We start from the raw sequence: 24,514 nt of genomic DNA on the forward strand, positions 1-24,514 counted from the left end.
GTTCAGCGGACCGGTGTGTTGCAGAAGCGCCACAAAACGCGGGCCTTGTGCATGCCCGGCCCGCCGCCGTGCGTAGGGTCGAAGGGCCGCCGGAAAGCTGGGCGGGGACAGTGACGAGAGAGGGGACGGCGCGTGTCGGTCAATTTGTCCAAGGGGCAGGGCATCAGCCTGCAGAAGTCCGACGGAGGCACCCTGACCGCGGTGCGGATGGGGCTGGGGTGGCGCTCGGCGCCGCGCCGTGGTCTGTTCGGCAGGCGGACCAGCGAGATCGACCTCGATGCCTCGGCCGTGCTGTTCGCCGACAAGAAGCCGATAGACGTCGTCTTCTTCCAGCACCTGGTCAGCGATGACGGCGCGGTGCGGCACACCGGCGACAACCTGGTCGGCGGCGCGGGCCAGGGCGGCGACGACGAGGCGATCCTGGTCGACCTGGCGCGGGTGCCGGTGCACATCGACCAGATCGTGTTCACCGTCAACTCCTTCACCGGCCAGACCTTCGCCGAGGTGCAGGACGCCTTCTGCCGTCTGGTGGACGAGACCACCGGCCAGGAGCTGGCCCGCTACACCCTCACGGGCGGCGGCAACTACACCGCACAGGTCATGTCCAAGGTCCACCGGGTGGGCACCGGCTGGCAGATGACCGCCATCGGCGAGCCCTCCGTCGGCCGCACCTTCCAGGACCTGGTGCCGGCGATCGTGCCGCACCTGTAACCACCACCCTCGCGGCAGCGCGCACCGGGCCGCGCCGCCGCAGTCCCGGGCCCGCCCGGCGTCCGGCCCGGGGAACGCCACCACCTCCAGGGGGAACAACGATGACGGCCGAGCTGGTCCGGGGGCAGAACCATCCACTGGACCGGACCCGGGTGGAGATCCGGGTGGCGGCGGGCGCCCCCGTCGTGGCCGGTGTCACCCTCGGCGACGCGCAGGGCAGGCTCTCCGGCGCCGAGGCGGTGGCCCACCCGGGGCAGCCCCGCCGCACCGGAATCGAGGTTCCCCGCCAGGCGGCCGCCGAGCACCGCATCGCGGTGGATCTCGACGCGCTGGACACGGCCGTCCACCGGGTGAGTGTGCTGCTCGCGCTGCCCGGCGGGACCGGCGGGCCGGCCGCCTTCGGTGCCGCCGCCGCGCCCTCCGTCACGGTCACCGGACTCGACGGCGCCGCCCTCGTCCGCTACACGATCACCGGTCTGGGCTCCGAGTCCGCCGTCGTCGCCGTGGAGCTCTACCGCCGGCAGGACGCCTGGAAGGTGCGCGCCGTGGGCCAGGGCTACGCGGACGGCCTGTCGGCGATGCTGCGTGACCAGGGGCTGCCGCAGGCGGCGGAGCTGGCCGCGGAGATCGAGGAAGCGATCGGGCGGGGGCAGGCCCGCGCGGTCCCCGCCCCCCTGGTGGCCGGCCGGTCCGAACGGCCCGGCACCGGCCCGTCCCCCGGGCCCGCCACTGCGGCTGACGGACCGCCACGTCCCGGAGCCGGAGCCGGGGCCGCGGCCGGGCCCGGGCCCGGAGCGGGGGCGAAGGCCGCCGCCGGCGCCAAGGCCGGAGACCTGCCGCCCGCCCCGGCGGACGGCGGCCCCATCGACTACCGGCACCCCCGCCGACGCGGCACGCCCGCCCCCGCCGCCCCCGCCCCGTCCACCGCGCCACCGGCCGGCCCGCCCCCCTCGGCCGCGGGCCCCTCAGCGCCCGACGGCCCCTCGCTCCCGGTGGCCGGTGACGCCGCCGGCTGGAGCATGGACGAGCGGCTCTACAACCAGGTCTGGGGCATGTTCGAGGACCTGGCACGTTCGGTCGCCGCCTACCGCAGCGCAGCCGACTTCGCCGAGACCCGCCTGGAGCAGGAGCTCGACCGCGCCCTCGCCGACCCGCGCAGCCGCCTCGGCACGGAGGGCGAGGCCGCGCGCGCCGCCGCCCGCGACAGGCACGCCACCCTCGTCACCCAGGCCCGCGCCGCCCTCGACCGTGACCTCGCGCAGCTCACGGCCGAGTCGGAGGTCGTGGAGCCCGCGCTGCCGCCCGCGTTCGCCCGCTGGGACAACCCCGTATGGCAGGGCTACCACGTCCCGCTGGAGCGTCCGATGGCGCTGCGCCTGGGCGATCTGCACCTCCCCGAGGTCCTGGACCTGCGCGTCCCCATGCTGGTCCGGCTCCCGCTGGAGCGCGGGCTGTGGATCGACAGCGGCCCCGACTCCTACACCGGCGGCAGGCCCGGCCCCGAGCGCGACATCGGCCGCCGGGAGCTGCCCGGCGCGCTCACGGACGGGCCGCCCGACGCGGCCGAGCTGCGCCGTCTGGCCATGGAGTCGGCGGTCGCGATCGCCGCCCGGCTGCTCGCCATCCACCCCGCCGGAGAGTTCGCGGTCCAGGTCATCGACCCGGACGGCGCCGCCGGGCCCGCGCTGGCCCCGCTGGTGGAGAGCGGTGCGCTGCCCGCCTTCCCGCTGCCGGGCGCCAAGGGGGTGACCGCGGTCCTGGAGGAGCTGACCCGGCGGGTGGAGCTCGTCCAGATGGCCGTCCGCCATCGCGCCGCGGACCATCTGCCGGCGGATCTCGACACCGCCGAGCAGCTGCTGATCGTGCACGACTTCCCGCACGGCTTCGACGACCGTGCCCTGACCCGGCTCCGCTATCTGGCCGACGAGGGGCCGGCGGTCGGGGTGCATCTGATGCTGGTCGCCGACCGCGCCCAGAGCCGGGAGTACGGCCCGGTCCTGGACCCCCTGTGGCGCTCCCTGCTGCGGATCACCCCGGTGCCCGACGCGCACCTCGCCGACCCCTGGGTGGGCCACGCCTGGACGTACGAGCCGCCGCTCGCCCCGAAGGGCAGTCAGGTGGTACGTCAGGTGCTGGGCCGGCTCGCGGCTGCCCGAAAAGCGCCCTGACCAGCGACTTTACCTTTCTCTTTACTATTCATTGGGCTTCCTTTACGCTTCTTGGTGCGGAGGGGAGTATTCCCACTACGACGTGCCCGTCATCACGGATTGCGAGTGTGACGAGATCCCGGGGCGTCGGCCCCGTCCCCCTAGGGCGGACGGGGCGGAAGAGACCTCCGGCAGCGACGACGCTGTGAGTGCCGTACGACTCTGCCGGAGGAGAGCAGTGGACGTTTCCCTGAACCTGTGGGTGCTGACCATCCTTGGTCTGTGCGCCCTGATAGCCGCCGACTTCTTCATCGGCGGCCGCAAACCGCACGAGGTCTCCCTCAAGGAGGCCGGAATCTGGACCGGTGTCTGGATCGCGCTGGCCGCGCTGTTCGGCCTCGGGCTGCTGCTGTTCGGCGGCACCGCTCCGGCCGGTGAGTTCTTCGCCGGATTCATCACCGAGAAGTCCCTGAGCGTCGACAACCTCTTCGTCTTCGTGCTGATCATGGCGAAGTTCGCGGTCCCGGCGGTCTACCAGCAGCGGGTGCTGATGGTGGGCGTGCTGATCGCGCTGGTGCTACGGGCCGGCTTCATCGGCGCGGGCGCCGCGATCATCGCCAACTTCTCCTGGATCTTCTACCTCTTCGGCGCCTTCCTCATCTGGACCGCGTGGAAGCTCATCAAGGAGGCGCGTGCCGAGGAGGAGGACGAGGAGTTCGAGGAGAACCGCTTCCTCAAGATGGTCGAGAAGCGCTTCCCGTCGACCGACACGTACCACGGCACCAAGCTGTTCATCGTCGAGAACGGCAAGCGGCTGATGACGCCGATGCTGATCGTCATGCTGGCGATCGGCACCACCGACGTCCTCTTCGCCCTGGACTCCATCCCGGCGATCTTCGGCCTCACCCAGGACCCGTACATCGTCTTCACCGCCAACGCCTTCGCCCTGATGGGTCTGCGGCAGCTGTACTTCCTCATCGGCGGACTGCTCAAGAAGCTGGTCCACCTCTCGTACGGCCTGTCGGTGATCCTCGGCTTCATCGGCGTGAAGCTGGTGCTGCACGCCCTCCACGAGTCCGGGGTGCCCGTCCCGGAGATCTCCATTCCGGTCTCGCTGGGCGTCATCTGCGCCGTCCTGGTCGTCACGACCCTCACCAGCCTGCGGGCCTCCAAGAAGCAGGCCGCGGCCGAGGAGGCCACGGCCAAGGAGCGCATCGACGCCTGAGGCCGGCTCACGGCCCCGGAACGGCGTCCGCGGCGCCCGGTTCCCGCTCCCCTCCGGAGCGGGGCCGGGCGCCGCCGCCGTGTACGGGCGCGCACCCGTCAATACGTCACCGTGATCCGCCGCGCCACCCCGTCGACCCGCACCGCGCCGCCGTAGGGGATCACCAGCTGCGGATCGGTGTGCCCGAGGTCGACGTCGAAGACCGCGACGGTCTCCGGGGCGTACGTGTCCAGCGCACGGAGCACCGCCGCACGCTGCTCGCGCCGGTAGGCCTCCTTCGCCGGGCCGGGGAGCGGCTGGGACAGCGACCACGCCTTGGGACGGCCCATCAGCAGCGCCGGGAACTTCCGCAGCAGACCGCGCTCACCCATGCTGCGCAGCACGAAGTACACGTCGTCGGCCTTCGGCAGCTCCTCGCAGGTCTCCAGGAACAGCACACAGCCGTCGTACGCGGCAGCCTCCTGGATCTCACGGTCCGCCATCAGCATCCAGGACAGCACCTCGATGCCGCCGCCCCAGCTGGGGCCCTCCACCACCCGTTCCGGCCCGTACCACCACCAGCCCTCGCCCGGCCACGCGGCGGGCTCGGCGGCGAAGGTCTCCGGGTCGTCCCAGTCGCCGTTCTCGTCGCCGTAGTGCTCAGCGGGCCGCAGTTCGTACGGGCCCTCGGTGAACAGCGCGGCGCGCAGCGAATCCGCGGTGAGCGGGTGCATCGCCCCGGGGCGGCCCAGTTCGCACATCACCGTGGCGCCGTGGAAGCCGACGATGCCGGTGTTCCAGAGGTAGGCCAGCAGGTTGGTGTTGTCGCTGTAGCCGAAGAACGGCTTGGGGTGGGCGCGGAACACCTCGCGGTCCAGATGGGGCAGCACGGTGAGCTGGTCGTCACCGCCGATACTGGCGAAGACGGCGGCGATGTCCGGGTCCGTGAACGCCGCATGGAGATCGGCGGCCCGCTCCTGGGGGCCGGCGCCCCACTTGCGGGTGGTCGGGTACTCGACCGGGATCAGCCCGAAGTCCTTCTCCAGCCGGGCCAGACCGAGTTCGTACGGCCTCGGGAACAGGTGCGGAAGCCCCGAGGAGGGCGAGAGCACGGCCACCCGGTCGCCCGGGCGTGGCTTGGGCGGGTGACGGAGGGCGGAGGCGGGCGGTGTCGGTATCGGCATGATGTGAGATTAGGGGCCGCCGGGCGGACCGGCAGCCCCATTTCCCGTTGCCGGACGCGGCGTACGGTCCGCCGCGTCCCCCGTCCGGTGTGTTACCAGCCGCGCTCGCGCCACTGGGCGAGCTGCGGGCGCTCCGCGCCGAGCGTGGTGTCGTTGCCGTGCCCCGGATAGACCCAGGTCTCGTCGGGCAGTTCACCGAAGAGCTTGTGTTCCACGTCGTCGATGAGACGGGCGAAGTTCTCGGCGCTGCCGAAGGTGTTGCCGACGCCCCCGGGGAACAGGCAGTCCCCGGTGAACAGGTGCGGGGCGCCGTGCGGGTCGTCGTAGACCAGCGCGATGCTGCCCGGGGTGTGCCCGACCAGATGACGCGCGGTCAGTTCGACCCGGCCGACGGTGAGGGTGTCACCGTCCTCGAGCAGCACGTCCGTCGGGACGGGGACGCCCTCGGCGTCGTACCGCCCCGCACAGGTCCGCGCGCCGGTCGCGTCGACGATCTCGCGCAGCGCGCCCCAGTGGTCACCGTGCCGGTGGGTGGTGACCACGGAGCCGATACCGCTGTCGCCGATCAGTGCGAGAAGGGTGCGCGGCTCGGCGGCCGCGTCGATCAGCAGTTGCTCATCGGTCGCCCGGCACCGCAGCACATAGGCGTTGTTGTTCATCGGACCGACCGCGACCTTGGAAATCATCAGGTCGGTCAGCTCGTGCACGTCGGCCGGTCCGCCGACCTTCACTGCTCCGCTGTAGCCCATGGGACCACTCTAAAGCGGCGGTACGGCGGGCAGCTCGCAGCCGTGGCTGTCCAGTTTGCCGCCGTCGCCGCGGCCGGTGAGCCAGCCGACCAGGGCGGCCGCGGAGCCCGTCACCACCAGCGGTGCGGCGCCGGCCTCCGGCCCGGTGTCCGGGCGGCCGGTGCGCCACCGGCGGCCGTCGTCGGCCCGCAGCTCCAGCGGGGGCAGCTCCGGGTGCCCGGCGAACTTCACCGAGCAGAGGAAGTACAGCTCCCGGTCGACGAAAGCGGGCGACAGCTGGTCGACGGTGTGGCCGACGCCGAGGTCGACATGGTGCAGTTCGAGTTCGGTCAGCCGGCGCAGCGGCAGCCGGTCGGCCCGCTCGACCACGCCGTTGCGCATCTCCACCTCGAAGGCCCACCGCCCCTCCGGCAGTGCCTCCATCGCCGCGTCGAACCGCGCGGCGGTCTCCCGGAGATCCTCCAGCTGCGCCGCGAGCGGACGGCCGGCGCCCCGCTCGATGTCGCGCTCTCGCACCTCGGCACTCGCGTACATCGGGGTCCGCACGTCGGTTCGCGCCCAGGTGAGGAGATTGCCCAGCGCGTCCGCGTTGCGCGCCAGATGGGCGAGGACATGGCCGCGGGTCCATCCGGGGAGCAGCGACGGCTCGCCGATCGCCGCGTCGTCGAGCTTGCTCACCGAGACCAGGAGCCGGTCGGTGGCCTCGCGGACGGCGGCCACATCGTGCGGGAAGTCAGACGGGGTGAGGGTCATGGTCCGACGCTAGCGCCGTCGCGGCGGCTTCGGGAGTCGGCCGGCGCCGGGTGGGGCGTACGCGGGTGGGGCGGGCGGCGCGTTCCAGCCGTCCCGGACGGCCGGTCCGCGCCACCCGCCGTGCTGGTCAGGCCGCCGCACCGTCCGGGGCACCGAACCAGGTCCGGAGCGCCGCGGTCAGCTCGTCCGGGGAGCCGGGGCCGTCGGAGTCCGCCGCCCAGGCGGTGCAGCCGTCCGGCCGCACCAGCAGACCGGTCAGGCCGGGCCGCCCGGGGCAGCCGGCGGTGACCACCCGCACCCGGCCGTCGTAGCCCGCGGCGGCCGCGCGCACCCCGGGGTCACCGGCCAGGTCGAGCAACAGCCCGTGCCCGTCGTGCAGATGGTCGGCGAGCCGGGTGCCATCGGAGAGTTCCAGGTCAGGGGCGCTGCGGCCGGTCAGCGGATGCTCGCCGGGAAGGTCGTGGCGCTGCCCGACACCGGAGATCTTCTTGGCGAAGAAGGTGGTGGCGGTGACCGTCCCGGCCAGCTCCGCGATCACCCCGCGCAGCGCCCGGGCGTGTGACTCCGGCCGCATCAGGGCGACTTGGGCCCGGGTCCACTCCAGCACCCACGCGCCCAGGGGGTGCCGCTCGGCGGTGTACGTGTCGAGCAGCCCCGCGGGCGCGTGGCCGCGGACCGTGGCGGCCAGCTTCCAGCCGAGGTTCATCGCGTCACCGAGGCCGAGGTTCAGCCCCTGGCCGCCGAACGGCGAGTGCACATGGGCCGCGTCACCGGCCAGCAGGACCCGTCCGGAGCGGTAGTCGGGCACCTGGCGCGCGTTGTCCGTGAACCGGGTCGCCGAGAGCACCTTGTGGACCCTCACGTCCGGCACCCCGGATACCCTGCGCAGCGACTCCTCCAACTCCTCGGCGGTGACCGGGGCTTCACGGTCCGTGGGCGGCCCGTCGAACTCCACGGTGAGAATCCGGCCGGGCAGCGGTCCGTGCGCGTACGTCCCGGCATCCGTCCAGTTCCAGCCCGCCCCCAGCTCCTCGGCGCCGGTCATCTCCACCAGGGCCTGACGTCCGGTGATCCCGGGGGCCGTGCCGGGGAACGGGAAGCCGGCGAGCCGGCGGACGGTGCTGCGGCCGCCGTCGCAGCCGACCAGCCAGCCGGTGCGCAGCGTGCCGTCCGAGGCGTGTACGTGTACGCCGTCCTCCCCGGCGTCGAAGCCGGTCAGGGTCACCCCGCGGCGCAGGTCGACGCCCAGTTCGGCGGCGCGGGCGCCGAGCAGCCGCTCCAGGGCCTCCTGCGGTACGAGGCCGACGTCGGCGGCGGGTCCGTGGCCGTCGAAGTCCGGGTCGGCCTCGTCCAGCAGATCACCGCGCAGCATGATGCCCGCGAAATGCCCGGCGAACTTCGGTGGCTGCCGCACCGTGGAGGCCCCGGCGGCCTGCCGCTGCTTCAGGAACGCGCTGAACCTCTCGAAGGTCTCGCGCTGTGCCTCCGCCAGTGCGGGCAGCATCCCGCGCCGGTAGAAGGCCTCCGAACTGGGGGAGTTGATCGCCCCTGCCTTGATCGTCGTGTCCACTTCGGTCAGCCGCTCCAGGACGATCACCGGGACATCGGCCAGGGCGAGTTCGCAGGCGAGCAGCAGCCCCACCGGGCCGCCCCCCGCCACCACTACGTCTGCGTCATGCGTCATGGACAGAAGTGTAGTGACTAAAAAATTTGGTCGACTCAAAGCTGGCTAAAATCCAGCCATGGTGGATGAGGGACGGCGCGGCGGTGAGCGGGCCGCGGACGGTGGGCGGAAAGCGGGCGGCGAGGGGCTGCGGGGGCGGCGGCCGGAGACCGGCTTCGCGGTGGAGGAGGAGCGGCTGACGCTCCGTGAGCGCAAGAAGCTGCGCACCCGGCAGCGGATCTCCGGCGAGGCCACCCTGCTGTTCATCCAGCGCGGCTTCGACAACGTCACCGTCGCCGAGGTGGCCCGCGCCGCCGAGGTGTCGACCATGACGGTCTTCAACTACTTCCCGCGCAAGGAGGACCTCTTCCTCGACCGGATTCCCGAGGCGCAGGAGCTGATCGCCCGTGCCGTCCGGGAGCGCGGCGCCGACGAGTCGCCGCTCGCCGCGCTGCGCCGGCTGGTGCTCGGCCTGCTGGCGGAGCGGCATCCGCTGGGCGGGGTGGGGGAGGGGTTCGAGCACTTCTGGCGCACCGTGCTGGACTCACCGGCGCTGCGGGCGCGGGGGCGGGAGGCGGTCGAGGGGACGGAGGGCGTCCTCGCCGGGCTGCTCGCCGAGGCCGCGGGCGGCGCGGCGGACCGCCCCGGTCAGGACGCCCGGCTGGGCGCGGCGCTGATCGTCGCGGCGATCCGGGTGGCGTACGTCGGCGCCGCGGACCGGCAGCTCGGGGGTGACCTGGCGGACGAGGTGGCCGTTGAGCAGGCGGAGGTGCTGCGGCGGACGTTCGATGCGCTGGAGCGGGCGCTGCCCGGCTTCGCTTGACGACGGCGTTTCCGCAGCGTACGGGCGTGCGGTGGGGCGGGAAGATTGTGGGGCCGCCACACGTTCGGGTGAACAGGGCTTGCGAGTCCGGCAAATCGAATGTGCGTGCTATAAGCTCGTGAGTGGCATCCCGAAGACAGTGCCGCGGCGGGCCCCATACCCTGGGCGGGGCTCCGCTCCGCTTCGCCGCCTCTGCTCACCCACCGAGCGGCGGGCGCGGAGTCGCGGCTCCCGCCCCCTCCAAGAAAGGTGCCGACCGGCGTGGCCGACCGTCTCATCGTCCGTGGCGCTCGCGAGCACAACCTCAAGAACGTCTCGCTCGACCTCCCCCGTGACTCCCTCATCGTCTTCACGGGGCTCTCCGGGTCGGGCAAGTCCTCGCTCGCCTTCGACACGATCTTCGCCGAGGGGCAGCGGCGCTATGTCGAGTCGCTCTCCTCCTACGCCCGGCAGTTCCTCGGGCAGATGGACAAGCCCGATGTGGACTTCATCGAGGGCCTGTCCCCCGCGGTGTCGATCGACCAGAAGTCGACGTCCCGCAACCCGCGCTCGACGGTCGGCACGATCACCGAGGTCTACGACTACCTCCGGCTGCTCTTCGCCCGGATCGGCAAGCCGCACTGTCCCGAGTGCGGACGGCCGATCGCCCGGCAGTCGCCGCAGGCCATCGTCGACAAGGTGCTCGAACTCCCCGAGGGCAGCCGCTTCCAGGTGCTCTCCCCGCTGGTGCGCGAGCGCAAGGGCGAGTTCGTCGATCTCTTCTCCGACCTCCAGACCAAGGGCTACAGCCGGGCCCGGGTCGACGGGGAGACCATCCAGCTCTCCGAGCCGCCGAAGCTGAAGAAGCAGGAGAAGCACACCATCGAGGTGGTCGTCGACCGCCTCACCGTCAAGGACAGCGCCAAGCGGCGGCTGACCGACTCCGTCGAGACCGCCCTCGGACTCTCCGGCGGCATGGTCATCCTCGACTTCGTCGACCTGGACGCCGACGACCCGCAGCGCGAGCGGATGTACTCGGAGCATCTGTACTGCGCCTACGACGACCTCTCCTTCGAGGAGCTGGAGCCCCGCTCCTTCTCCTTCAACTCGCCCTTCGGCGCCTGCCCGGACTGCACCGGCATCGGCACGCGGATGGAGGTCGACCCCGAGCTGATCATCCCCGACGAGGACCGCTCCCTCGACGAGGGCGCCATCCACCCCTGGTCGCACGGCCACACCAAGGAGTACTTCGGCCGCCTGGTCGGCGCGCTGGCGGACGCCCTCGGATTCCGTACGGACATCCCCTGGGCCGGGCTGCCGGCCCGCGCCAAGAAAGCCCTGCTGAACGGCCACAAGACCCAGATCGAGGTGCGCTACCGCAACCGGTACGGCCGCCAGCGGGCCTACACGACCCCCTTCGAGGGCGCCGTCCCGTTCGTCAAGCGGCGGCACTCCGAGGCGGAGAGCGACAGCAGCCGGGAGCGCTTCGAGGGCTATATGCGCGAGGTGCCCTGCCCGACCTGTGAGGGCACCCGCCTCAAGCCGATCGTGCTCGCCGTCACGGTTCAGGAGCGGTCGATCGCCGAGGTCGCGGCCATGTCGATCAGCGACTGCGCCGACTTCCTGCGGGAGATGAAGCTCACCGCGCGCGAGAAGAAGATCGCCGAACGGGTCCTCAAGGAGGTCAACGAGCGGCTGAAGTTCCTGGTCGACGTCGGCCTGGACTACCTCTCGCTGAACCGCGCGGCCGGCACCCTCTCCGGCGGTGAGGCCCAGCGCATCCGCCTCGCCACCCAGATCGGCTCCGGCCTGGTGGGCGTGCTCTACGTCCTGGACGAGCCGTCGATCGGCCTGCACCAGCGCGACAACCACCGGCTCATCGAGACCTTGGTGCGGCTGCGCGACATGGGCAACACCCTGATCGTCGTCGAGCACGACGAGGACACCATCAAGGTCGCCGACTGGGTCGTGGACATCGGCCCGGGCGCCGGTGAGCACGGCGGCAAGGTCGTGCACAGCGGCCCCATGAAGCAGCTGATGGCCAACAAGGAGTCGATCACCGGCCAGTACCTGTCCGGCAAGAAGGCCATCGCGACACCGGACATCCGGCGGCCCGCCGACCCGGCGCGGCAGCTGACGGTGCACGGCGCGAAGGAGAACAACCTCCGCGACATCGACGTCTCCTTCCCGCTCGGGGTGTTCTCCGCCGTCACGGGCGTCTCCGGCTCCGGCAAGTCGACGCTGGTCAACGACATCCTCTACACCCACCTCGCGCGCGAGCTGAACGGCGCCAAGTCGGTGCCCGGCCGGCACACCCGGGTCGCCGGCGACGACCTGGTGGACAAGGTCGTGCATGTCGACCAGTCGCCGATCGGCCGCACCCCCCGCTCCAACCCGGCCACCTACACCGGCGTCTTCGACCATGTCCGCAAGCTGTTCGCGGAGACGATGGAGGCCAAGGTCCGCGGCTACCTGCCGGGACGCTTCTCCTTCAACGTCAAGGGCGGCCGCTGCGAGAACTGCTCCGGCGACGGCACCATCAAGATCGAGATGAACTTCCTGCCGGACGTGTACGTGCCGTGCGAGGTCTGCCACGGCGCGCGCTACAACCGGGAGACCCTGGAGGTCCACTACAAGGGCAAGTCCATCGCCGAGGTGCTGGACATGCCCATCGAGGAGGCCCTGAGCTTCTTCGAGGCGGTGCCGACCATCTCCCGGCATCTCAAGACGCTCAACGAGGTCGGCCTCGGCTATGTCCGGCTCGGGCAGTCCGCGCCGACGCTCTCCGGCGGTGAGGCGCAGCGCGTCAAGCTGGCCAGCGAGCTCCAGAAGCGCTCCACGGGCAGCACGGTCTACGTCCTCGACGAGCCGACCACCGGTCTGCACTTCGACGACATCAGCAAGCTGATCAATGTGCTGTCCGGCCTGGTCGACAAGGGCAACACGGTGATCGTCATCGAGCACAACCTCGATGTGATCAAGACGGCCGACTGGGTCATCGACATGGGCCCCGAGGGCGGCAACGGCGGCGGTCTGGTCGTCGCCGAAGGCACCCCGGAGGACATCGCGTCCATCCCGGCCAGCCACACCGGCAAGTTCCTGCGGGAGATCCTCGGCGACCGCGTCAGCGATGCCGCGCCGGTGAAGGCCTCCGCCAGGAAGCCGGCGGCCAAGAAGACCGCAGCGAAGAAGACCGCAGCCAAGAAGACCACGGCCCGGACCCGCCGGTCCTCCTGACACCAACGGGCCGCTACTGCCGGGCCGTCACCGCTCTCCGTACGACGGGGGCGGTGACGGCCCGTCGTGGTGAGGGGCGGCGCGGCGCGCCCTCCGCCTACGCCACCAGCTCCGCCGCGAACGGCGGCTCCGCGCCCGCCCGTGAGCAGGTGACGGCGGCCGCGCGGGCGGCGAAGCGCAGGATGTCGTGCCAGTCCCCGGCGCCGAGGGCGGCGAGGGCGGTGCGCGAGAGGGCGTCGTGGGTGTCCAGACGGTGCAGCAGCGCGGCGTTGACCGTGTCGCCGGCACCGATCGTGTCGACCACGGTGATCCGTTCCCCGGGCACCGTCAGCTCCCCGCCGCCCGCTGTCAGCACCGTCAGACCGTCCCCGCCATGGGTGAGGACGATCGCCGCGGGCCCCGCCGCCAGCCACTCCTTCGCCGCCGCGAGGACCGCGTCCCGGCCCCCGCCCACGGCACCGCCCGGCCCCTCCCCGGCCCCGGACAGCCACAGCGCGTCCTCCTCGGAGAGCTTCAGCAGCGCGACATCGGGGAGCCAGGAGCGGAAGCGAGCCCGGTAGGCGTCCGCGTCGGGGATCAGACCGGGCCGGATGTTGGGGTCGAGCGCCGTGAAGACGCCACGCCGGGCCTCACGGCGCAGCAGCGACTCATACGCGCTCGCCCCCGGCTCCAGGACGAGCGAACAGGTGCCCAGGGAGAGCGCGCGGGCCGCGGCGGGCAGCGCGGGCGGCAGGGCGAAGAGCCGGTCGGCGGTGCCGTCGGCGTAGAAGCCGTAGCCCGCCGACCCGTCCGGGCTGATGTCCGCCACGGCAAGGGTGGTCGGCTCACCGCCGCGCTGCACCAGCGCGGTGTCCACACCGCTGCCGCGCAGTCCGTCCAGCAGCGCCTCGCCGAAGGCGTCGGTCGAGATCCGGGAGCAGAACGCGGCGGGGGAGCCCAGCCGCCCCAGCGCGACCGCGGTGTTGTACGGGCCGCCGCCGCGCCGCGGCAGCAACGCAGGCAACGAGCCGTCCGGGGCGGGCACGCCCTCCCGGTCGGAGGCGGGCGGGAGAGGGCTCTGCGGGCTGGGGACGAGGTCGATCAGCGCCTCGCCGGCGACGACGATCACGGGGTGCGGTTCCTTTCCTGGGCGGCCTGGGGTGCGGCCGGGCGCATGGCCGGGGCGGGTTCGGCGCAGCCGCACGACGTGCGGTGCACAAAGGTGCAGGGGAGACGGAGGGTGCGCGGGGGCCGCCCCGGGTCCTCCAGGCGCTCCAGCAGCAGCCGGACCGCCGCCGCCCCGAGGTCCTTGCTGGGCTGGGCGATAGCGGTCAGCCGGGGCGTGAACAGGTCCGCCCACGAGAAGTCGTCGAAGCAGGCCAGCGCGGTGTCGCGGGGCACCTCCCGGCCCAGCTCGCGCAGCGCCCGCAGTGCGCCGATGGTCATCGCGTTGTTCGCGGTGACGATCGCGGTGGGCGGTTCGGCCGCGGCGAGCAGCTGCCGGGTGGCGTCCTGGGCGCCCGCCGCCTCGGAGCTGCCGCCGGTGAGGAGTCCGGGCACGTACGGCAGACCGCGGGCGCGCAGCCCCGCGCGGTAGCCCTCGACCCGCTCGGTCGTGGTGCTCAGCCCGGGCAGCCCCGCCACCAGGCCGATCCGGGTGTGCCCCAAGTCGGCCAGATGCTCGACGAGTTGACGTACCGGCCCGGTGTTCTCGGCACACACCTGGTCGTGCTCGTCGCCGACCAGCCGGTCCAGGAAGACGGCCGGCACCTCGCGCCGGGTCAGGTACTCCACCATCTCCCCGGGCTCCGCGGACGGCGCGACGATCACCCCGTCCACCCGCCGCTCGTGCAGCAGCTGGACGACCGTGCGCTCATGCCGCGGGTCGTCGTGCGGATCGGCGATCAGCAGGCTGTAGCCGGCCGCCAGGGCACCGGCCTCGACGCCCTGGAGGATCTCGGTGAAGTACGGGTTGCTGATCGCGGAGACCGCCAGGCCGATCGAGCGGGTACGGGAGGTGACCAGCGAGCGGGCCAGGGTGTTGTGGGTGTAGCCGAGTTCGTCGATGGCGCCGAGCACCGCGGCGCGGGTGCCGGGGCGCACCGGCCGGGTCCCGTTCAGCACATGCGAGACCGTGGCGACCGAGACCCCCGCCCGCCGCGCCACATCCACCATCGTCGTCATCAGGCTCTTCCTCCCGCGTGTGCGGCACCACGGTGGTGCCCCGCCCTCCAGGGCCGTCCCGCGAACGCGACCACACTACGAGCCTCCGGCCGTATACGTAAACGCTTACGCAAGCGTTTACGCGCTGCCTCCCTCTCCTCACGGAGCGCGTAAAGCGTTCGCCCGGCCGGCGTCCCCGGTGGCAGGGTGCGGCCATGGAACATCCAGGTGCCATGGATCAGGCGGAGGTCCTGCTCATCGGGGGACGCGCCGGGGTCGGCAAGACGACGGTGGGCTGGGAGATCTCCGCGCTGCTGCGCGCCGCGACGGTTCCGCACTGCGTCATCGAAGGCGACTTCATGGGGCAGGCCCACCCCGCGCCGGAGGGCGACCCCCACCGCAAGAAGATCGCCGAGCGCAACCTCACGGCGCTCTGGTCGAACTACGCCGAACTCGGCTACCGCCGTCTGATCTACACGAACACCGTCAGCGTGCTGACGGACAACGAGGGGATGTTCCGGCGCGCCATGGGGCGGGACGTCAGGCTCGTCCGGGTGCTGCTCACCGCGTCCGACACCACCACCCGCGAGCGGCTCACCGGCCGGGAACTCGGCTCGGAGCTGGCGCACGAGCTGCGGAGCAGCGCCCGTAAGGCGCGGATGCTGGACGAGCGGGCCCCTGCGGACGCGGTGCGGGTGGCGACGGACGGGCGTTTCGTCGGCGACATCGCGCGCGAGGTGGAGGCGGCGGCCGGCTGGCTGACGGGGGCCGGAAGCCGGTGACCCGTCGGCTCGGCGGCCTCCGTCGCGGCCGTGCCTCAGGAGCCGGCTGACGGGAGGGGAGCCGGGCGTCCGGCCCGGGCGGAAGCGGAACGATCTGTGCCGGTATCGTCGGGAGCCGTCCGCCGCCGACGCCCTCGCCCCCTGACCCCTGGAGCAGCCATGAGCCAGTCCCCCGACCGCCGAACCGTGCTGCGGGGGGCCGCGCTCGCCGGGGCCGCCGGCTTCGGACTGGCGGCCTGCTCACCGGGGGACTCGGGCGCGAACGCCTCGGCGGCGCCCGACGAGCCGGTCGACCTCGGGGCCGCCGCCGAGGTACCGGTCGGCGGCGCCAGGCTCTACCGGGAGGACCGGCTCGTGGTGTCGCAGCCCGCCAAGGGCACCTACAAGTGCTTCAGCGCCAAGTGCACCCACGCCGGCTGCATCCTGTCCGACGTCGAGAAGAAGGAGGGCAGCTGCCCCTGCCACGGCAGCCGCTTCGACGTCACCACCGGCGAGGTCATCCAGGGCCCGGCGACCGAACCGCTGCCCGAGGTCCCGGTCAAGGCCAGGAACGGCAAGCTGATCGCGGGCTGAGGCGCCGGGCCGTCCGCACCGGCGGACTCACCCCCAGTCCCAGGCGATGCCCAGTATTCCGGGTCGTACCCCCTGCTCCACGAGGTGCACGGCGCGGTGCGGCCCGCCGAGCGTCAGCTCCCGCTGACCGCTGCGCGGTGCGCCCGCGGAGGTCTGGGCGAAGCGGCGGCAGCGCACCGGCAACGCCGCCTCGTCGAAGCGCACCTGAAGGACGTACTGCCCGCCGGAGAAGCTGAAACCGCGCAGGTACTCGGTGCTCGGACCACCGCTGCCGTCCTCGAAGACATAGCCGAAGACATGGGTGTCACCGGCCCGCAGCCGGGCGTCGAAGAGCAGCTCGGCGACCACCACCCCGGTCTCGGCGTGCCCGCGGACCCGGCCCAGCCGGCAGTTCTCCGCGGCCCGCACCCGCACCCGGGACGTCTCACAGCCCGACTCGCCCCGGTGGATGGCGACATAGCGGTCCACGCCGTCCCGGTGGGCCCGGACCACCTGGAGCGATTCACGGGCGAGGAGCTGACGTCCCGCCCCGATGGCGACCCGTTCGTGATGGCCCACGGTGTGCAGCCCGCCGTCCACGGGCGTCTCCAGCTCGGCGAACAGCTGCTGCAGCGCGGCGGAGGGCGCCACCAGGGAGCGGTACGAGCGGGCTGGCGGCCGCTCGGTCTCCGGGCGGGCGGTGCCCTCGGGCACGAGCAGCCGGTGCAGCGAGCGCGCGGGCAGGTCCAGGACCTCCTCCAGGGCCCGCACCGCGCGCAGCGACTCGGGGCGCTGCGGCCGCCGGGCCCCCTGCTGCCAGTAGCTCAGGCTGGTCACGCCGATGGTGATGCCGCGCTCGGCGAGCTTGTGCTGGACGCGGGTGAGGGCGAGCCCGCGCACGGTGAGCGCGGAGCGCAGCGCGAGATGGAACGGGCCGGTCTGCAGCAGCTGGGCCAGCTCGGCCGACTGCGGAGAGTTCTGTGCCATTGCCTCATTCCTCCGCGCGCGGGTGAACGTTCACAACCGGATCGCGCGCTGCACACGCTGCCTGTCTGTTCACTGCAGTACGCCGGGCACCGGCCGTTCACATCCGGGCCCGTCCGTCCACACCCCCATGTGCTTCCGCATTGAAGCGTGTTGACCTGCCTGCGACAACACTTGATGCTCCTCAACAGCATCCGGATGCGCTCCTCTCACCCCTCACCCCCCATGTCAGGGAGGAACGCCATGACCCGTGCACCCCACGCACGCCGTTCCCGCCGCAGAGGACTGCCGGCCGCGGCGCTCGCCGCCGCCGCACTCACCCTGCTCACCGGCGCGACCGTCGCCTCGGCCGCGCCCCGCACGCCCCCGGCGCACACCGCTGTCGCGGCCGCCGCGCCCCGCCTCGCCGCCAACCGCCTCAACCTCTCCATGCAGGCCCAGGAGAACACCAACTGGTGCTGGGCCGCCTCCGGCAACACCATCGCGACCTGGTACGGCAGGAACTACAGCCAGAACCAGTTCTGCAACGCCGCCTTCAACCGTCAGCAGGGCACCACCTGTCCCAACGACCAGGCCACCCTCGGCAATGTGCAGACCGCCCTCAACTGGATGGGCATCAACTCCGGCTCCTATGTGTCCGGCCGGCTCCGCAACGACACCGTACGGAGCGAGATCGACGCCGGCCGGCCCGTCGAGACCCGTATCCAGTGGTCCTCCGGCGGCGGCCATATGCACGTGGTTTATGGCTATGACACAGATCGAAACTGGATTTACTGGGGTGATCCCTGGGCGACCAACTCCCGCTACAACTGGGGCGATTTCGACTACTACGCGAACGGAAGCACCTTCTCCTGGACGCACTCCCTGTACCGGATAGGAGCCTGAGGCCATGACGAAGCGCACCGCCGTCCGCACCACCCTTCGCGCCGTCGCCGCAGGAGCGTTCGCGACCACCCTCACCGGCCTGGCCCCGCATGCCGCACTGGCCGCACCCGTCCCCGCGCCACCGGCCCCGGCCCGCGCGAGCGTCGCCGCCGCCCGCGAGGCGGCCACCGCCCCCGCGACGCGGGACACCCTCGCCCGCTTCTTCGCCGCCGACCGCAGGCGCGCCGGTACACAGGCCATGACCCCCGGCGCCGCGCACCGGGCCCCGCGCATCGAGGGCGGCACCGTCCCCGTCTACGTCCTGTCACCGGACTTCGTGCGCGGCAGAAGCACGGCTCCCGTGGCCCGCCTGGAGTTCCTCGCCAGCAAGGCCGTCGCCGCCGACGGCCGCACGGCCTCCGTGTGGACCGTGCGGCGGGGCACCGCCTGGAAGGTCGTCAACATCGCCGACGGCGACGACGAGACCCGCTACACCGCGGCCGGGGCCGCGCGGGGCGGCACGGTCTTCCGGGAGCCGCAGACCGACGCCTGGTACGTCCAGCGCGGCGACCGGATCGAGCCGCTGGACCCCGACGCCCGCAAGGCCGTCGGGGTGCACGGCACCACCGTCGCCGCCTACCGGAAGCGGGTGGCGAAGGCCTACGGGGACAAGCTGCTGGGCTCCGCGTACGACCGGCGCGGCGAGGCCGGCGGCTACGGGCCGGAGGCCGCCGGGGAGCCGCAGGCCGAGCCGGTCCGGACCCAGCAGCCCGTCACGGCAGGCGCGTTCACGGACGACAGCCTGCCGGTGACCGCGGCCACCACCGTGGCGGGCGCCGCCGCCCTGCTGGCCCTGGGCCTGTCCACCGCGGCGGCCTTGCGCCGACGACGCATCGGCTGACGGGGGCGGGCGCCTGCCCGTCGGCTGCTCTTCGCGGGGGCTTGTGCGGCGGCGTCCGCGCGATGGCGGCTGTGTGACGGCGCCGGTGTGATGGCACCTGTGCGGCGGCGCCCGTGCGGGTGTCCCCGTGCTGCCGTCCGTGCGGGCGCTCGGGTGGGCATACGGGGCAGCCTCGCCCGGTGGCCTCGCCCTCGGTATCGGCACCGGCATCGGCAGCGCGGGTCTGCCGCCCGTTCTGCCGCAGCCCGTGCGGGCACACGGGCGGCGAGCAGGGCTTCCCCCGCCCCCTCCCCCTCTCCCCCTTCGGGGGAGGGGGCGGGGGGTGGGTTCGGGGGTGGGGGGGGAGCAGAGCCGCCCCGCGAACCACCCCTCCCCACCAGCCCGCCCCACCCCCTTGCCCCCGCCCTCGCTCCGCCATCACCCCGCCCTCGCTCCGCCCGCCACCCGCCCCCTCCCGCCCGGTGACGAGCACAGTCCGGCGACCGTGATTGTCAGTGGCGGTCAGTAGGGTGGTGTGCATGGCAGACCCCAGCAGCTATCGACCCAAGCCGGGACAGATCCCCGACTCGCCGGGGGTCTATAAGTTCCGCGACGAACACGGCCGGGTCATCTACGTCGGCAAGGCCAAGAGCCTGCGCCAGCGCCTGGCCAACTACTTCCAGGACCTGGCCGGACTCCATCCGCGTACCCGCACGATGGTCACCACCGCCGCCTCCGTGGAGTGGACCGTCGTCACCACCGAGGTCGAGGCGCTCCAGCTCGAATACACCTGGATCAAGGAGTTCGACCCCCGGTTCAACGTCAAGTACCGCGACGACAAGAGCTATCCGTATCTCGCGGTGACCCTCAACGAGGAGTTCCCGCGCGTCCAGGTCATGCGCGGCGCCAAGAAGAAGGGCGTGCGCTACTTCGGTCCGTACGGCCACGCCTGGGCGATCCGCGAGACCGTCGACCTGATGCTCCGTGTCTTCCCCGTACGGACGTGCTCCGCCGGGGTCTTCAAGCGCTCCGCCCAGATCGGCCGCCCCTGTCTGCTCGGCTACATCGGCAAGTGCTCGGCCCCCTGCGTCGGCCGGATCTCCGCCGGGGAACACCGTGAACTCGCCGAGGAGTTCTGTGACTTCATGGCCGGCCGCACCGGCGCCTACATCCGCCGCCTGGAGAGCCGGATGCAGGAAGCGGCGGAGGAGATGGAGTACGAGCGCGCCGCCCGGCTGCGGGACGACATAGGGGCGCTCAAGCGGGCCATGGAGAAGAGCGCCGTCGTCCTCGCCGACGCCACCGACGCCGATCTGATCGCCGTCGCCGAGGACGAGCTGGAAGCCGCCGTCCAGATCTTCCACGTCCGCGGCGGCCGGGTGCGCGGACAGCGAGGCTGGGTCACCGACAAGGTCGAGGCCGTCACCACCGGCGACCTCGTCGAGCACGCCCTCCAGCAGCTGTACGGGGAGGAGCGGGGCGACGCCGTCCCCAAGGAGGTGCTGGTCCCGGCGCTCCCCGAGCCCGTCGAGCCGATCGCCCAGTGGCTGTCAGGGCGCCGCGGCTCCCAGGTCTCGCTGCGCATCCCGCAGCGCGGCGACAAGAAGGACCTGATGGCCACGGTCGCCCGCAACGCCCAGCAGGCCCTGGGGCTGCACAAGACCAAGCGCGCCTCCGACCTGACCACCCGCTCCCGCGCCCTGGAGGAGATCGCCGAGGCGCTCGGCCTGGACGCGGTGCCGCTGCGCATCGAGTGCTTCGACATCTCCCACCTGCAGGGCGAGGACGTCGTCGCCTCGATGGTGGTCTTCGAGGACGGTCTCGCCCGGAAGAGCGAATACCGCCGCTTCCAGATCAAGAGCTTCGAGGGCCAGGACGATGTCCGGTCCATGCACGAGGTCATCGGCCGCCGCTTCAAGCGCTACCTCCAGGAGAAGCAGAAGGCCGGCGAGTGGACCGAGGAGCCGGCCGGGGACGCCCGCGTCGACGACAACGGCGCCACGGCCGCCGCCACCGGCCCGGCGCTCGCGGACGACCTGGAGCCGGACCCCATGGCCGGCCGTCCGACCGACGAGGACGGCCGCCCCAAGCGCTTCGCCTACCCGCCCCAGCTCGTGGTCGTCGACGGCGGCGCCCCGCAGGTCGCGGCCGCCCGCCGGGCCCTGGACGAGCTGGGCATCGACGATGTCGCGGTCTGCGGCCTGGCCAAGCGCCTCGAAGAGGTCTGGCTGCCCGAGGACGACGACCCGGTGGTGCTGCCCCGCAGCAGCGAGGGGCTCTACCTCCTCCAGCGCGTCCGGGACGAGGCACACCGCTTCGCGATCACCTACCAGCGCAGCAAGCGCGGCAAGCGGCTGAAGTCCTCGCCGCTGGACGCCGTCGCCGGGCTGGGCGACACCCGCCGCCAGGCACTGCTCAAGCACTTCGGCTCGCTGAAGAAGCTGCGGGCCGCGACGATCGAGGAGATCTGCGAGGTCCCGGGCGTCGGCCGCAAGACCGCGGAGACGGTCGCCGCGGCGCTGGCGGGAGCGGCGGCGCCCGCCCCCGCGGTGAACACCGCCACAGGAGAGATCATTGAGGATGACGGGGTCCCACCGGCCGCGTTGTCAGCAGAACGGGGGCAGGACCGATGAGCACACCGCACGAAGCGCAGGAAACCGAGAGAGACGGTGCACAGGTGAGTACGGGCACGACCGACCAGGGCGAGAGCGCCGCGATCCCCGAGTTGGTGATCATCTCCGGGATGTCCGGCGCCGGCCGCAGCACGGCCGCGAAGTGCCTGGAGGACCTCGGCTGGTTCGTGGTCGACAACATCCCGCCCGAGCTGATCGCGCCGATGGTCGAGCTGGGCGCCCGCTCGCAGGGCAACGTCGCCCGGATCGCGGTCGTCGTCGACGTCCGCGGCCGCCGCTTCTTCGCCAACCTCAAGGAGTCGCTGGCCACCCTCGACGCGCAGAACGTCAAGCGCCGCATCGTCTTCCTGGAGTCCTCCGACGAGGCCCTGGTGCGCCGCTTCGAATCGGTGCGCCGCCCGCACCCCCTCCAGGGCGACGGCCGGATCGTCGACGGCATCGCCGCCGAACGTGACCTGCTGCGCGAACTCCGCGGCGACGCCGACCTGGTCATCGACACCTCCAGCCTCAACGTCCACGAGCTGCGCGCCAAGATGGACGCCCAGTTCGCCGGCGAGGAGGTCCCCGAGCTGCGCGCCACGGTCATGTCCTTCGGCTTCAAGTACGGCCTCCCGGTCGACGCCGACATGGTCATCGACTGCCGCTTCATCCCCAACCCGCACTGGGTCCCCGAGCTGCGCCCCTTCACCGGGCTCAACGACGAGGTCTCCGGCTACGTCTTCAGCCAGCCCGGCTCCAAGGAGTTCCTGGACGGCTACGCCGAGCTGCTGCGGATCGTCGCCGAGGGCTACCGCCGTGAGGGCAAGCGCTATGTGACCATCGCCGTGGGCTGTACGGGCGGCAAGCACCGCAGCGTCGCGATGTCCGAGAAGCTCGCCCGCCGCCTGGTGGACGAAGGGGTGGAAACGGTCGTCGTCCACCGGGACATGGGGCGCGAGTGACCGGGCGTACACCACGGCTGCGCCGGGTCCGCCGGTTCGTTCCCAGCGGCCGTATGACGAAGGGCGCCACGCCCAAGGTGGTGGCACTGGGCGGCGGCATGGGCCTGTCCGCCTCGCTGACCGCGCTGCGCCGTATCACCGGTGATCTGACCGCCGTCGTCACGGTCGCCGACGACGGCGGCTCCAGCGGCCGCCTCCGCGACGAGCTGGGCGTACTGCCGCCCGGTGACCTGCGCAAGGCGCTGGCCGCGCTGTGCGGCGACGACGACTGGGGCCAGACCTGGTCCCGGGTGATCCAGCACCGCTTCCAGAGCGAGGGCGAGCTGCACGACCACGCGGTCGGCAATCTGCTGATCGTCGCCCTGTGGGAGCAGCTCGGCGACCATGTCCAGGCGCTCGACCTGGTCGGCAAGCTGCTGGGCGCGCACGGCCGCGTGCTGCCCATGTCGGCGGTGCCACTGGAGCTCCAGGCACAGGTCAGGGGCCATGATCCGGCGCGCCCGGCCGAGGTCTCCACGGTCCGCGGCCAGGCCACCGTCGCGCTCACCCGCGGCGAGGTCCAGTCCGTCCATGTGGTCCCCGAGGACCCGCCGGCCGTCCCCGAGGCGGTCGCCGCCGTACGGGACGCCGACTGGGTGGTTCTCGGCCCCGGCTCCTGGTTCTCCTCCGTGATCCCGCATCTGCTGGTGCCGGAGCTGCGCGAGGCGCTGGAGGAGACCAAGGCCCGGAAGGTCCTTTCGCTCAACCTTGCGCCCCAACCGGGCGAAACCGATGGCTTCTCCCCGCAGCGTCATTTGGAGGTTTTGGCCCGACACGCCCCTAAACTCGCCTTCGACGTGGTGCTGGCCGACAAGGCCGCCGTGCCCGACATCGATGGTCTGACGGTTGCCGCCAAGCAGCTGGTCGGCAGCGAGGTCGAGCTGGCGGCGGTCGCCGCACAAGGAGACGACGCCCGGCCGTGCGCCGGGGGAGCCCCCGACCGGCACGACCCGGAGCTGCTGGCAGCCGCGTACGACCGTATTTTTCGGATGCATGGAAGGATCGGCCCATGGCGATGACGGCAGCGGTGAAGGATGAAATCTCCCGGCTCCCCGTCACCCGGACCTGCTGCCGGAAGTCGGAGGTCTCGTCGATCCTGCGGTTCGCGGGCGGTCTGCACCTGGTCAGCGGGCGCATCGTGATCGAGGCGGAGCTGGACACGGGCATCGCCGCCCGCCGGCTGCGCAAGGACATCCTGGAGATCTTCGGGCACAGCTCCGACCTGGTGGTGATGGCCCCCGGCGGCCTGCGGCGCGGCAGCCGCTACGTCGTCCGTGTCGTGGCCGGCGGCGATCAGCTGGCGCGCCAGACCGGCCTGGTGGACGGCCGCGGCCGCCCCATCCGCGGGCTCCCTCCACAGGTGGTCTCCGGCGCGACCTGCGACGCCGAGGCGGCCTGGCGCGGCGCCTTCCTGGCGCACGGCTCGCTGACCGAGCCGGGCCGCTCCTCGTCCCTGGAGGTCACCTGCCCGGGGCCCGAGGCGGCGCTCGCACTGGTCGGCGCCGCCCGCCGGCTCGGCATCGGCGCCAAGGCCCGTGAGGTGCGCGGCGTGGACCGCGTGGTCGTCCGGGACGGTGACGCGATCGGTGCGCTGCTGACCCGGCTCGGCGCCCATGAGTCGGTACTCGCGTGGGAGGAGCGGCGGATGCGCCGCGAGGTCCGCGCCACCGCCAACCGCCTGGCCAACTTCGACGACGCCAACCTCCGCCGCTCGGCGCGCGCCGCGGTCGCCGCGGGCGCCCGGGTCCAGCGGGCCCTGGAGATCCTGGGCGAGGAGGTCCCCGAGCACCTCGCGGCGGCCGGCCGGCTGCGCATGGAGCACAAGCAGGCCTCGCTGGAGGAGCTGGGCGCTCTCGCCGACCCGCCGCTGACCAAGGACGCGGTGGCCGGCCGGATTCGCCGTCTGCTGGCGATGGCCGACAAGCGTGCCCAGGACCTCGGCATCCCCGGCACCGAGTCCAACCTCACCGAGGAACTCGCCGAGGGCATGGTCGGCTGACGACCGGTGCCTCGCACCCCGCCGGGCATCCCCTCGCGCCCCCGGCGTCACTCCCGAAACGGTGCCGTCGGGGGAGGCGCGGGCGGGCGCGCACGAGGGCTGTTCACACCGCTCGTTTGAGGGGCCGGAAGCGCTTCTGGGCTCGCTCGTTTGAGGGCCCGAGAGCCCTTCTGTAAGTGCTCGTTTGAGGGGTCGAAGGCCCGTTTGTCAATGTCACGTACGTCTCTTATTGGGGGTAGGGTCGGAGG

At 72.5% G+C, this 24,514-nt stretch carries 20 protein-coding genes; 13 read left to right on the forward strand and 7 right to left on the reverse strand.

The window, feature by feature from the left end:
* Positions 1-132 precede the first annotated feature (132 nt).
* The 3 genes from ACWC9R_RS13175 to ACWC9R_RS13185 all read left to right on the forward strand — a co-directional run bounded on the left by ACWC9R_RS13175 (position 133) and on the right by ACWC9R_RS13185 (position 4,083).
* Positions 133-711: a TerD family protein gene (locus tag ACWC9R_RS13175; RefSeq protein WP_450731192.1), complete on the forward strand. Its 579-nt coding sequence runs from the start codon at positions 133-135 to the stop codon at positions 709-711.
* Between the two features lie 101 nt (positions 712-812).
* Positions 813-2,879 carry a TerD family protein gene (locus ACWC9R_RS13180; RefSeq protein ID WP_450731194.1) on the forward strand — a complete coding sequence of 689 codons (2,067 nt, stop codon included), beginning with the start codon at positions 813-815 and terminating at the stop codon, positions 2,877-2,879.
* Between the two features lie 217 nt (positions 2,880-3,096).
* Entirely contained in the window at positions 3,097-4,083 is a 987-nt protein-coding gene (locus tag ACWC9R_RS13185; protein ID WP_450731196.1) for a TerC family protein, read from the forward strand.
* Positions 4,084-4,181: 98 nt separating this feature from the next.
* Here the strand turns inward: ACWC9R_RS13185 and ACWC9R_RS13190 are convergent, their stop codons facing one another.
* The 4 genes from ACWC9R_RS13190 to ACWC9R_RS13205 all read right to left on the reverse strand — a co-directional run bounded on the left by ACWC9R_RS13190 (position 4,182) and on the right by ACWC9R_RS13205 (position 8,432).
* Positions 4,182-5,246: a S66 family peptidase gene (locus tag ACWC9R_RS13190; RefSeq protein WP_450731198.1), complete on the reverse strand. Its 1,065-nt coding sequence runs from the start codon at positions 5,244-5,246 to the stop codon at positions 4,182-4,184.
* 92 nt (positions 5,247-5,338) lie between these two features.
* Positions 5,339-5,995: an MBL fold metallo-hydrolase gene (locus ACWC9R_RS13195; RefSeq protein ID WP_450731200.1), complete on the reverse strand. Its 657-nt coding sequence runs from the start codon at positions 5,993-5,995 to the stop codon at positions 5,339-5,341.
* Between the two features lie 9 nt (positions 5,996-6,004).
* Positions 6,005-6,748: a maleylpyruvate isomerase family mycothiol-dependent enzyme gene (locus ACWC9R_RS13200; RefSeq protein WP_450731202.1), complete on the reverse strand. Its 744-nt coding sequence runs from the start codon at positions 6,746-6,748 to the stop codon at positions 6,005-6,007.
* 127 nt (positions 6,749-6,875) lie between these two features.
* The gene (locus tag ACWC9R_RS13205; RefSeq protein ID WP_450731203.1) at positions 6,876-8,432 is read right to left on the reverse strand and encodes an FAD-dependent monooxygenase; all 1,557 of its coding nucleotides are present in this window, start codon (positions 8,430-8,432) and stop codon (positions 6,876-6,878) included.
* Between the two features lie 58 nt (positions 8,433-8,490).
* Here ACWC9R_RS13205 and ACWC9R_RS13210 point away from each other — a divergent pair, with 58 nt between their 5' ends.
* Positions 8,491-9,234, forward strand: coding sequence for a TetR/AcrR family transcriptional regulator (locus ACWC9R_RS13210; protein ID WP_450731205.1), 744 nt, complete (start codon positions 8,491-8,493; stop codon positions 9,232-9,234).
* A 261-nt stretch (positions 9,235-9,495) separates the two neighbouring features.
* Entirely contained in the window at positions 9,496-12,450 is a 2,955-nt protein-coding gene (gene uvrA, locus ACWC9R_RS13215; RefSeq protein ID WP_450731206.1) for an excinuclease ABC subunit UvrA, read from the forward strand.
* A 97-nt stretch (positions 12,451-12,547) separates the two neighbouring features.
* Here the strand turns inward: uvrA and ACWC9R_RS13220 are convergent, their stop codons facing one another.
* Both ACWC9R_RS13220 and ACWC9R_RS13225 read right to left on the reverse strand, forming a co-directional pair.
* Entirely contained in the window at positions 12,548-13,558 is a 1,011-nt protein-coding gene (locus ACWC9R_RS13220; protein ID WP_450731208.1) for a carbohydrate kinase family protein, read from the reverse strand.
* Positions 13,555-14,613, reverse strand: coding sequence for a LacI family DNA-binding transcriptional regulator (locus ACWC9R_RS13225; RefSeq protein ID WP_450731210.1), 1,059 nt, complete (start codon positions 14,611-14,613; stop codon positions 13,555-13,557). The genes ACWC9R_RS13220 and ACWC9R_RS13225 overlap by 4 nt, the downstream gene beginning before the upstream one ends.
* 212 nt (positions 14,614-14,825) lie before the next feature.
* Between ACWC9R_RS13225 and ACWC9R_RS13230 the strand changes: the two genes are divergently transcribed.
* A complete protein-coding gene (locus ACWC9R_RS13230) occupies positions 14,826-15,374 on the forward strand; it encodes a hypothetical protein (protein ID WP_450731287.1) in 549 nt (182 codons plus the stop codon).
* 159 nt (positions 15,375-15,533) lie between these two features.
* Positions 15,534-15,947 (forward strand): Rieske (2Fe-2S) protein, encoded by a 414-nt coding sequence (locus ACWC9R_RS13235; RefSeq protein WP_450731212.1) that lies wholly within the window; start codon positions 15,534-15,536, stop codon positions 15,945-15,947.
* A 27-nt stretch (positions 15,948-15,974) separates the two neighbouring features.
* On the opposite strand, the gene ACWC9R_RS13240 is transcribed toward ACWC9R_RS13235, so the two are convergent.
* Positions 15,975-16,913 (reverse strand): hypothetical protein, encoded by a 939-nt coding sequence (locus ACWC9R_RS13240; protein WP_450731214.1) that lies wholly within the window; start codon positions 16,911-16,913, stop codon positions 15,975-15,977.
* A 240-nt stretch (positions 16,914-17,153) separates the two neighbouring features.
* On the opposite strand from ACWC9R_RS13240, the gene ACWC9R_RS13245 reads away from it, so the two are divergent.
* The 6 genes from ACWC9R_RS13245 to whiA all read left to right on the forward strand — a co-directional run bounded on the left by ACWC9R_RS13245 (position 17,154) and on the right by whiA (position 24,266).
* On the forward strand, positions 17,154-17,795 hold the full coding sequence (locus ACWC9R_RS13245) for a papain-like cysteine protease family protein (RefSeq protein WP_450731216.1): 642 nt from the start codon (positions 17,154-17,156) through the stop codon (positions 17,793-17,795).
* A 4-nt stretch (positions 17,796-17,799) separates the two neighbouring features.
* A complete protein-coding gene (locus ACWC9R_RS13250) occupies positions 17,800-18,675 on the forward strand; it encodes a hypothetical protein (RefSeq protein ID WP_450731218.1) in 876 nt (291 codons plus the stop codon).
* Between the two features lie 518 nt (positions 18,676-19,193).
* Entirely contained in the window at positions 19,194-21,287 is a 2,094-nt protein-coding gene (uvrC, locus tag ACWC9R_RS13255; RefSeq protein WP_450731219.1) for an excinuclease ABC subunit UvrC, read from the forward strand.
* Positions 21,284-22,228 carry an RNase adapter RapZ gene (gene rapZ, locus ACWC9R_RS13260; RefSeq protein WP_450731221.1) on the forward strand — a complete coding sequence of 315 codons (945 nt, stop codon included), beginning with the start codon at positions 21,284-21,286 and terminating at the stop codon, positions 22,226-22,228. Before uvrC ends, rapZ begins: the two co-directional genes overlap by 4 nt.
* Positions 22,225-23,286, forward strand: a complete 1,062-nt coding sequence (locus ACWC9R_RS13265; protein WP_450731223.1) for a gluconeogenesis factor YvcK family protein — start codon at positions 22,225-22,227, stop codon at positions 23,284-23,286. The genes rapZ and ACWC9R_RS13265 overlap by 4 nt, the downstream gene beginning before the upstream one ends.
* Positions 23,277-24,266, forward strand: a complete 990-nt coding sequence (gene whiA / locus ACWC9R_RS13270) for a DNA-binding protein WhiA (RefSeq protein WP_018091880.1) — start codon at positions 23,277-23,279, stop codon at positions 24,264-24,266. Before ACWC9R_RS13265 ends, whiA begins: the two co-directional genes overlap by 10 nt.
* Positions 24,267-24,514: the final 248 nt, after the last annotated feature.

This window comes from Streptomyces sp. NPDC001219 (genome assembly GCF_053597915.1).

What these genes read in the sequence shown, in the direction of transcription:
- ACWC9R_RS13180 (WP_450731194.1), top strand. Translation starts at nt 813, where the DNA reads ATGACGGCCGAGCTGGTCCGGGGGCAGAACCATCCACTGGACCGGACC.
- ACWC9R_RS13190 (WP_450731198.1), bottom strand. Translation starts at nt 5,246, where the DNA reads ATGCCGATACCGACACCGCCCGCCTCCGCCCTCCGTCACCCGCCCAAG.
- ACWC9R_RS13195 (WP_450731200.1), bottom strand. Translation starts at nt 5,995, where the DNA reads ATGGGCTACAGCGGAGCAGTGAAGGTCGGCGGACCGGCCGACGTGCAC.
- ACWC9R_RS13200 (WP_450731202.1), bottom strand. Translation starts at nt 6,748, where the DNA reads ATGACCCTCACCCCGTCTGACTTCCCGCACGATGTGGCCGCCGTCCGC.
- ACWC9R_RS13205 (WP_450731203.1), bottom strand. Translation starts at nt 8,432, where the DNA reads ATGACGCATGACGCAGACGTAGTGGTGGCGGGGGGCGGCCCGGTGGGG.
- ACWC9R_RS13210 (WP_450731205.1), top strand. Translation starts at nt 8,491, where the DNA reads ATGGTGGATGAGGGACGGCGCGGCGGTGAGCGGGCCGCGGACGGTGGG.
- ACWC9R_RS13225 (WP_450731210.1), bottom strand. Translation starts at nt 14,613, where the DNA reads ATGACGACGATGGTGGATGTGGCGCGGCGGGCGGGGGTCTCGGTCGCC.
- ACWC9R_RS13230 (WP_450731287.1), top strand. Translation starts at nt 14,826, where the DNA reads ATGGATCAGGCGGAGGTCCTGCTCATCGGGGGACGCGCCGGGGTCGGC.
- ACWC9R_RS13235 (WP_450731212.1), top strand. Translation starts at nt 15,534, where the DNA reads ATGAGCCAGTCCCCCGACCGCCGAACCGTGCTGCGGGGGGCCGCGCTC.
- ACWC9R_RS13240 (WP_450731214.1), bottom strand. Translation starts at nt 16,913, where the DNA reads ATGGCACAGAACTCTCCGCAGTCGGCCGAGCTGGCCCAGCTGCTGCAG.
- ACWC9R_RS13245 (WP_450731216.1), top strand. Translation starts at nt 17,154, where the DNA reads ATGACCCGTGCACCCCACGCACGCCGTTCCCGCCGCAGAGGACTGCCG.
- ACWC9R_RS13250 (WP_450731218.1), top strand. Translation starts at nt 17,800, where the DNA reads ATGACGAAGCGCACCGCCGTCCGCACCACCCTTCGCGCCGTCGCCGCA.
- uvrC (WP_450731219.1), top strand. Translation starts at nt 19,194, where the DNA reads ATGGCAGACCCCAGCAGCTATCGACCCAAGCCGGGACAGATCCCCGAC.
- rapZ (WP_450731221.1), top strand. Translation starts at nt 21,284, where the DNA reads ATGAGCACACCGCACGAAGCGCAGGAAACCGAGAGAGACGGTGCACAG.
- whiA (WP_018091880.1), top strand. Translation starts at nt 23,277, where the DNA reads ATGGCGATGACGGCAGCGGTGAAGGATGAAATCTCCCGGCTCCCCGTC.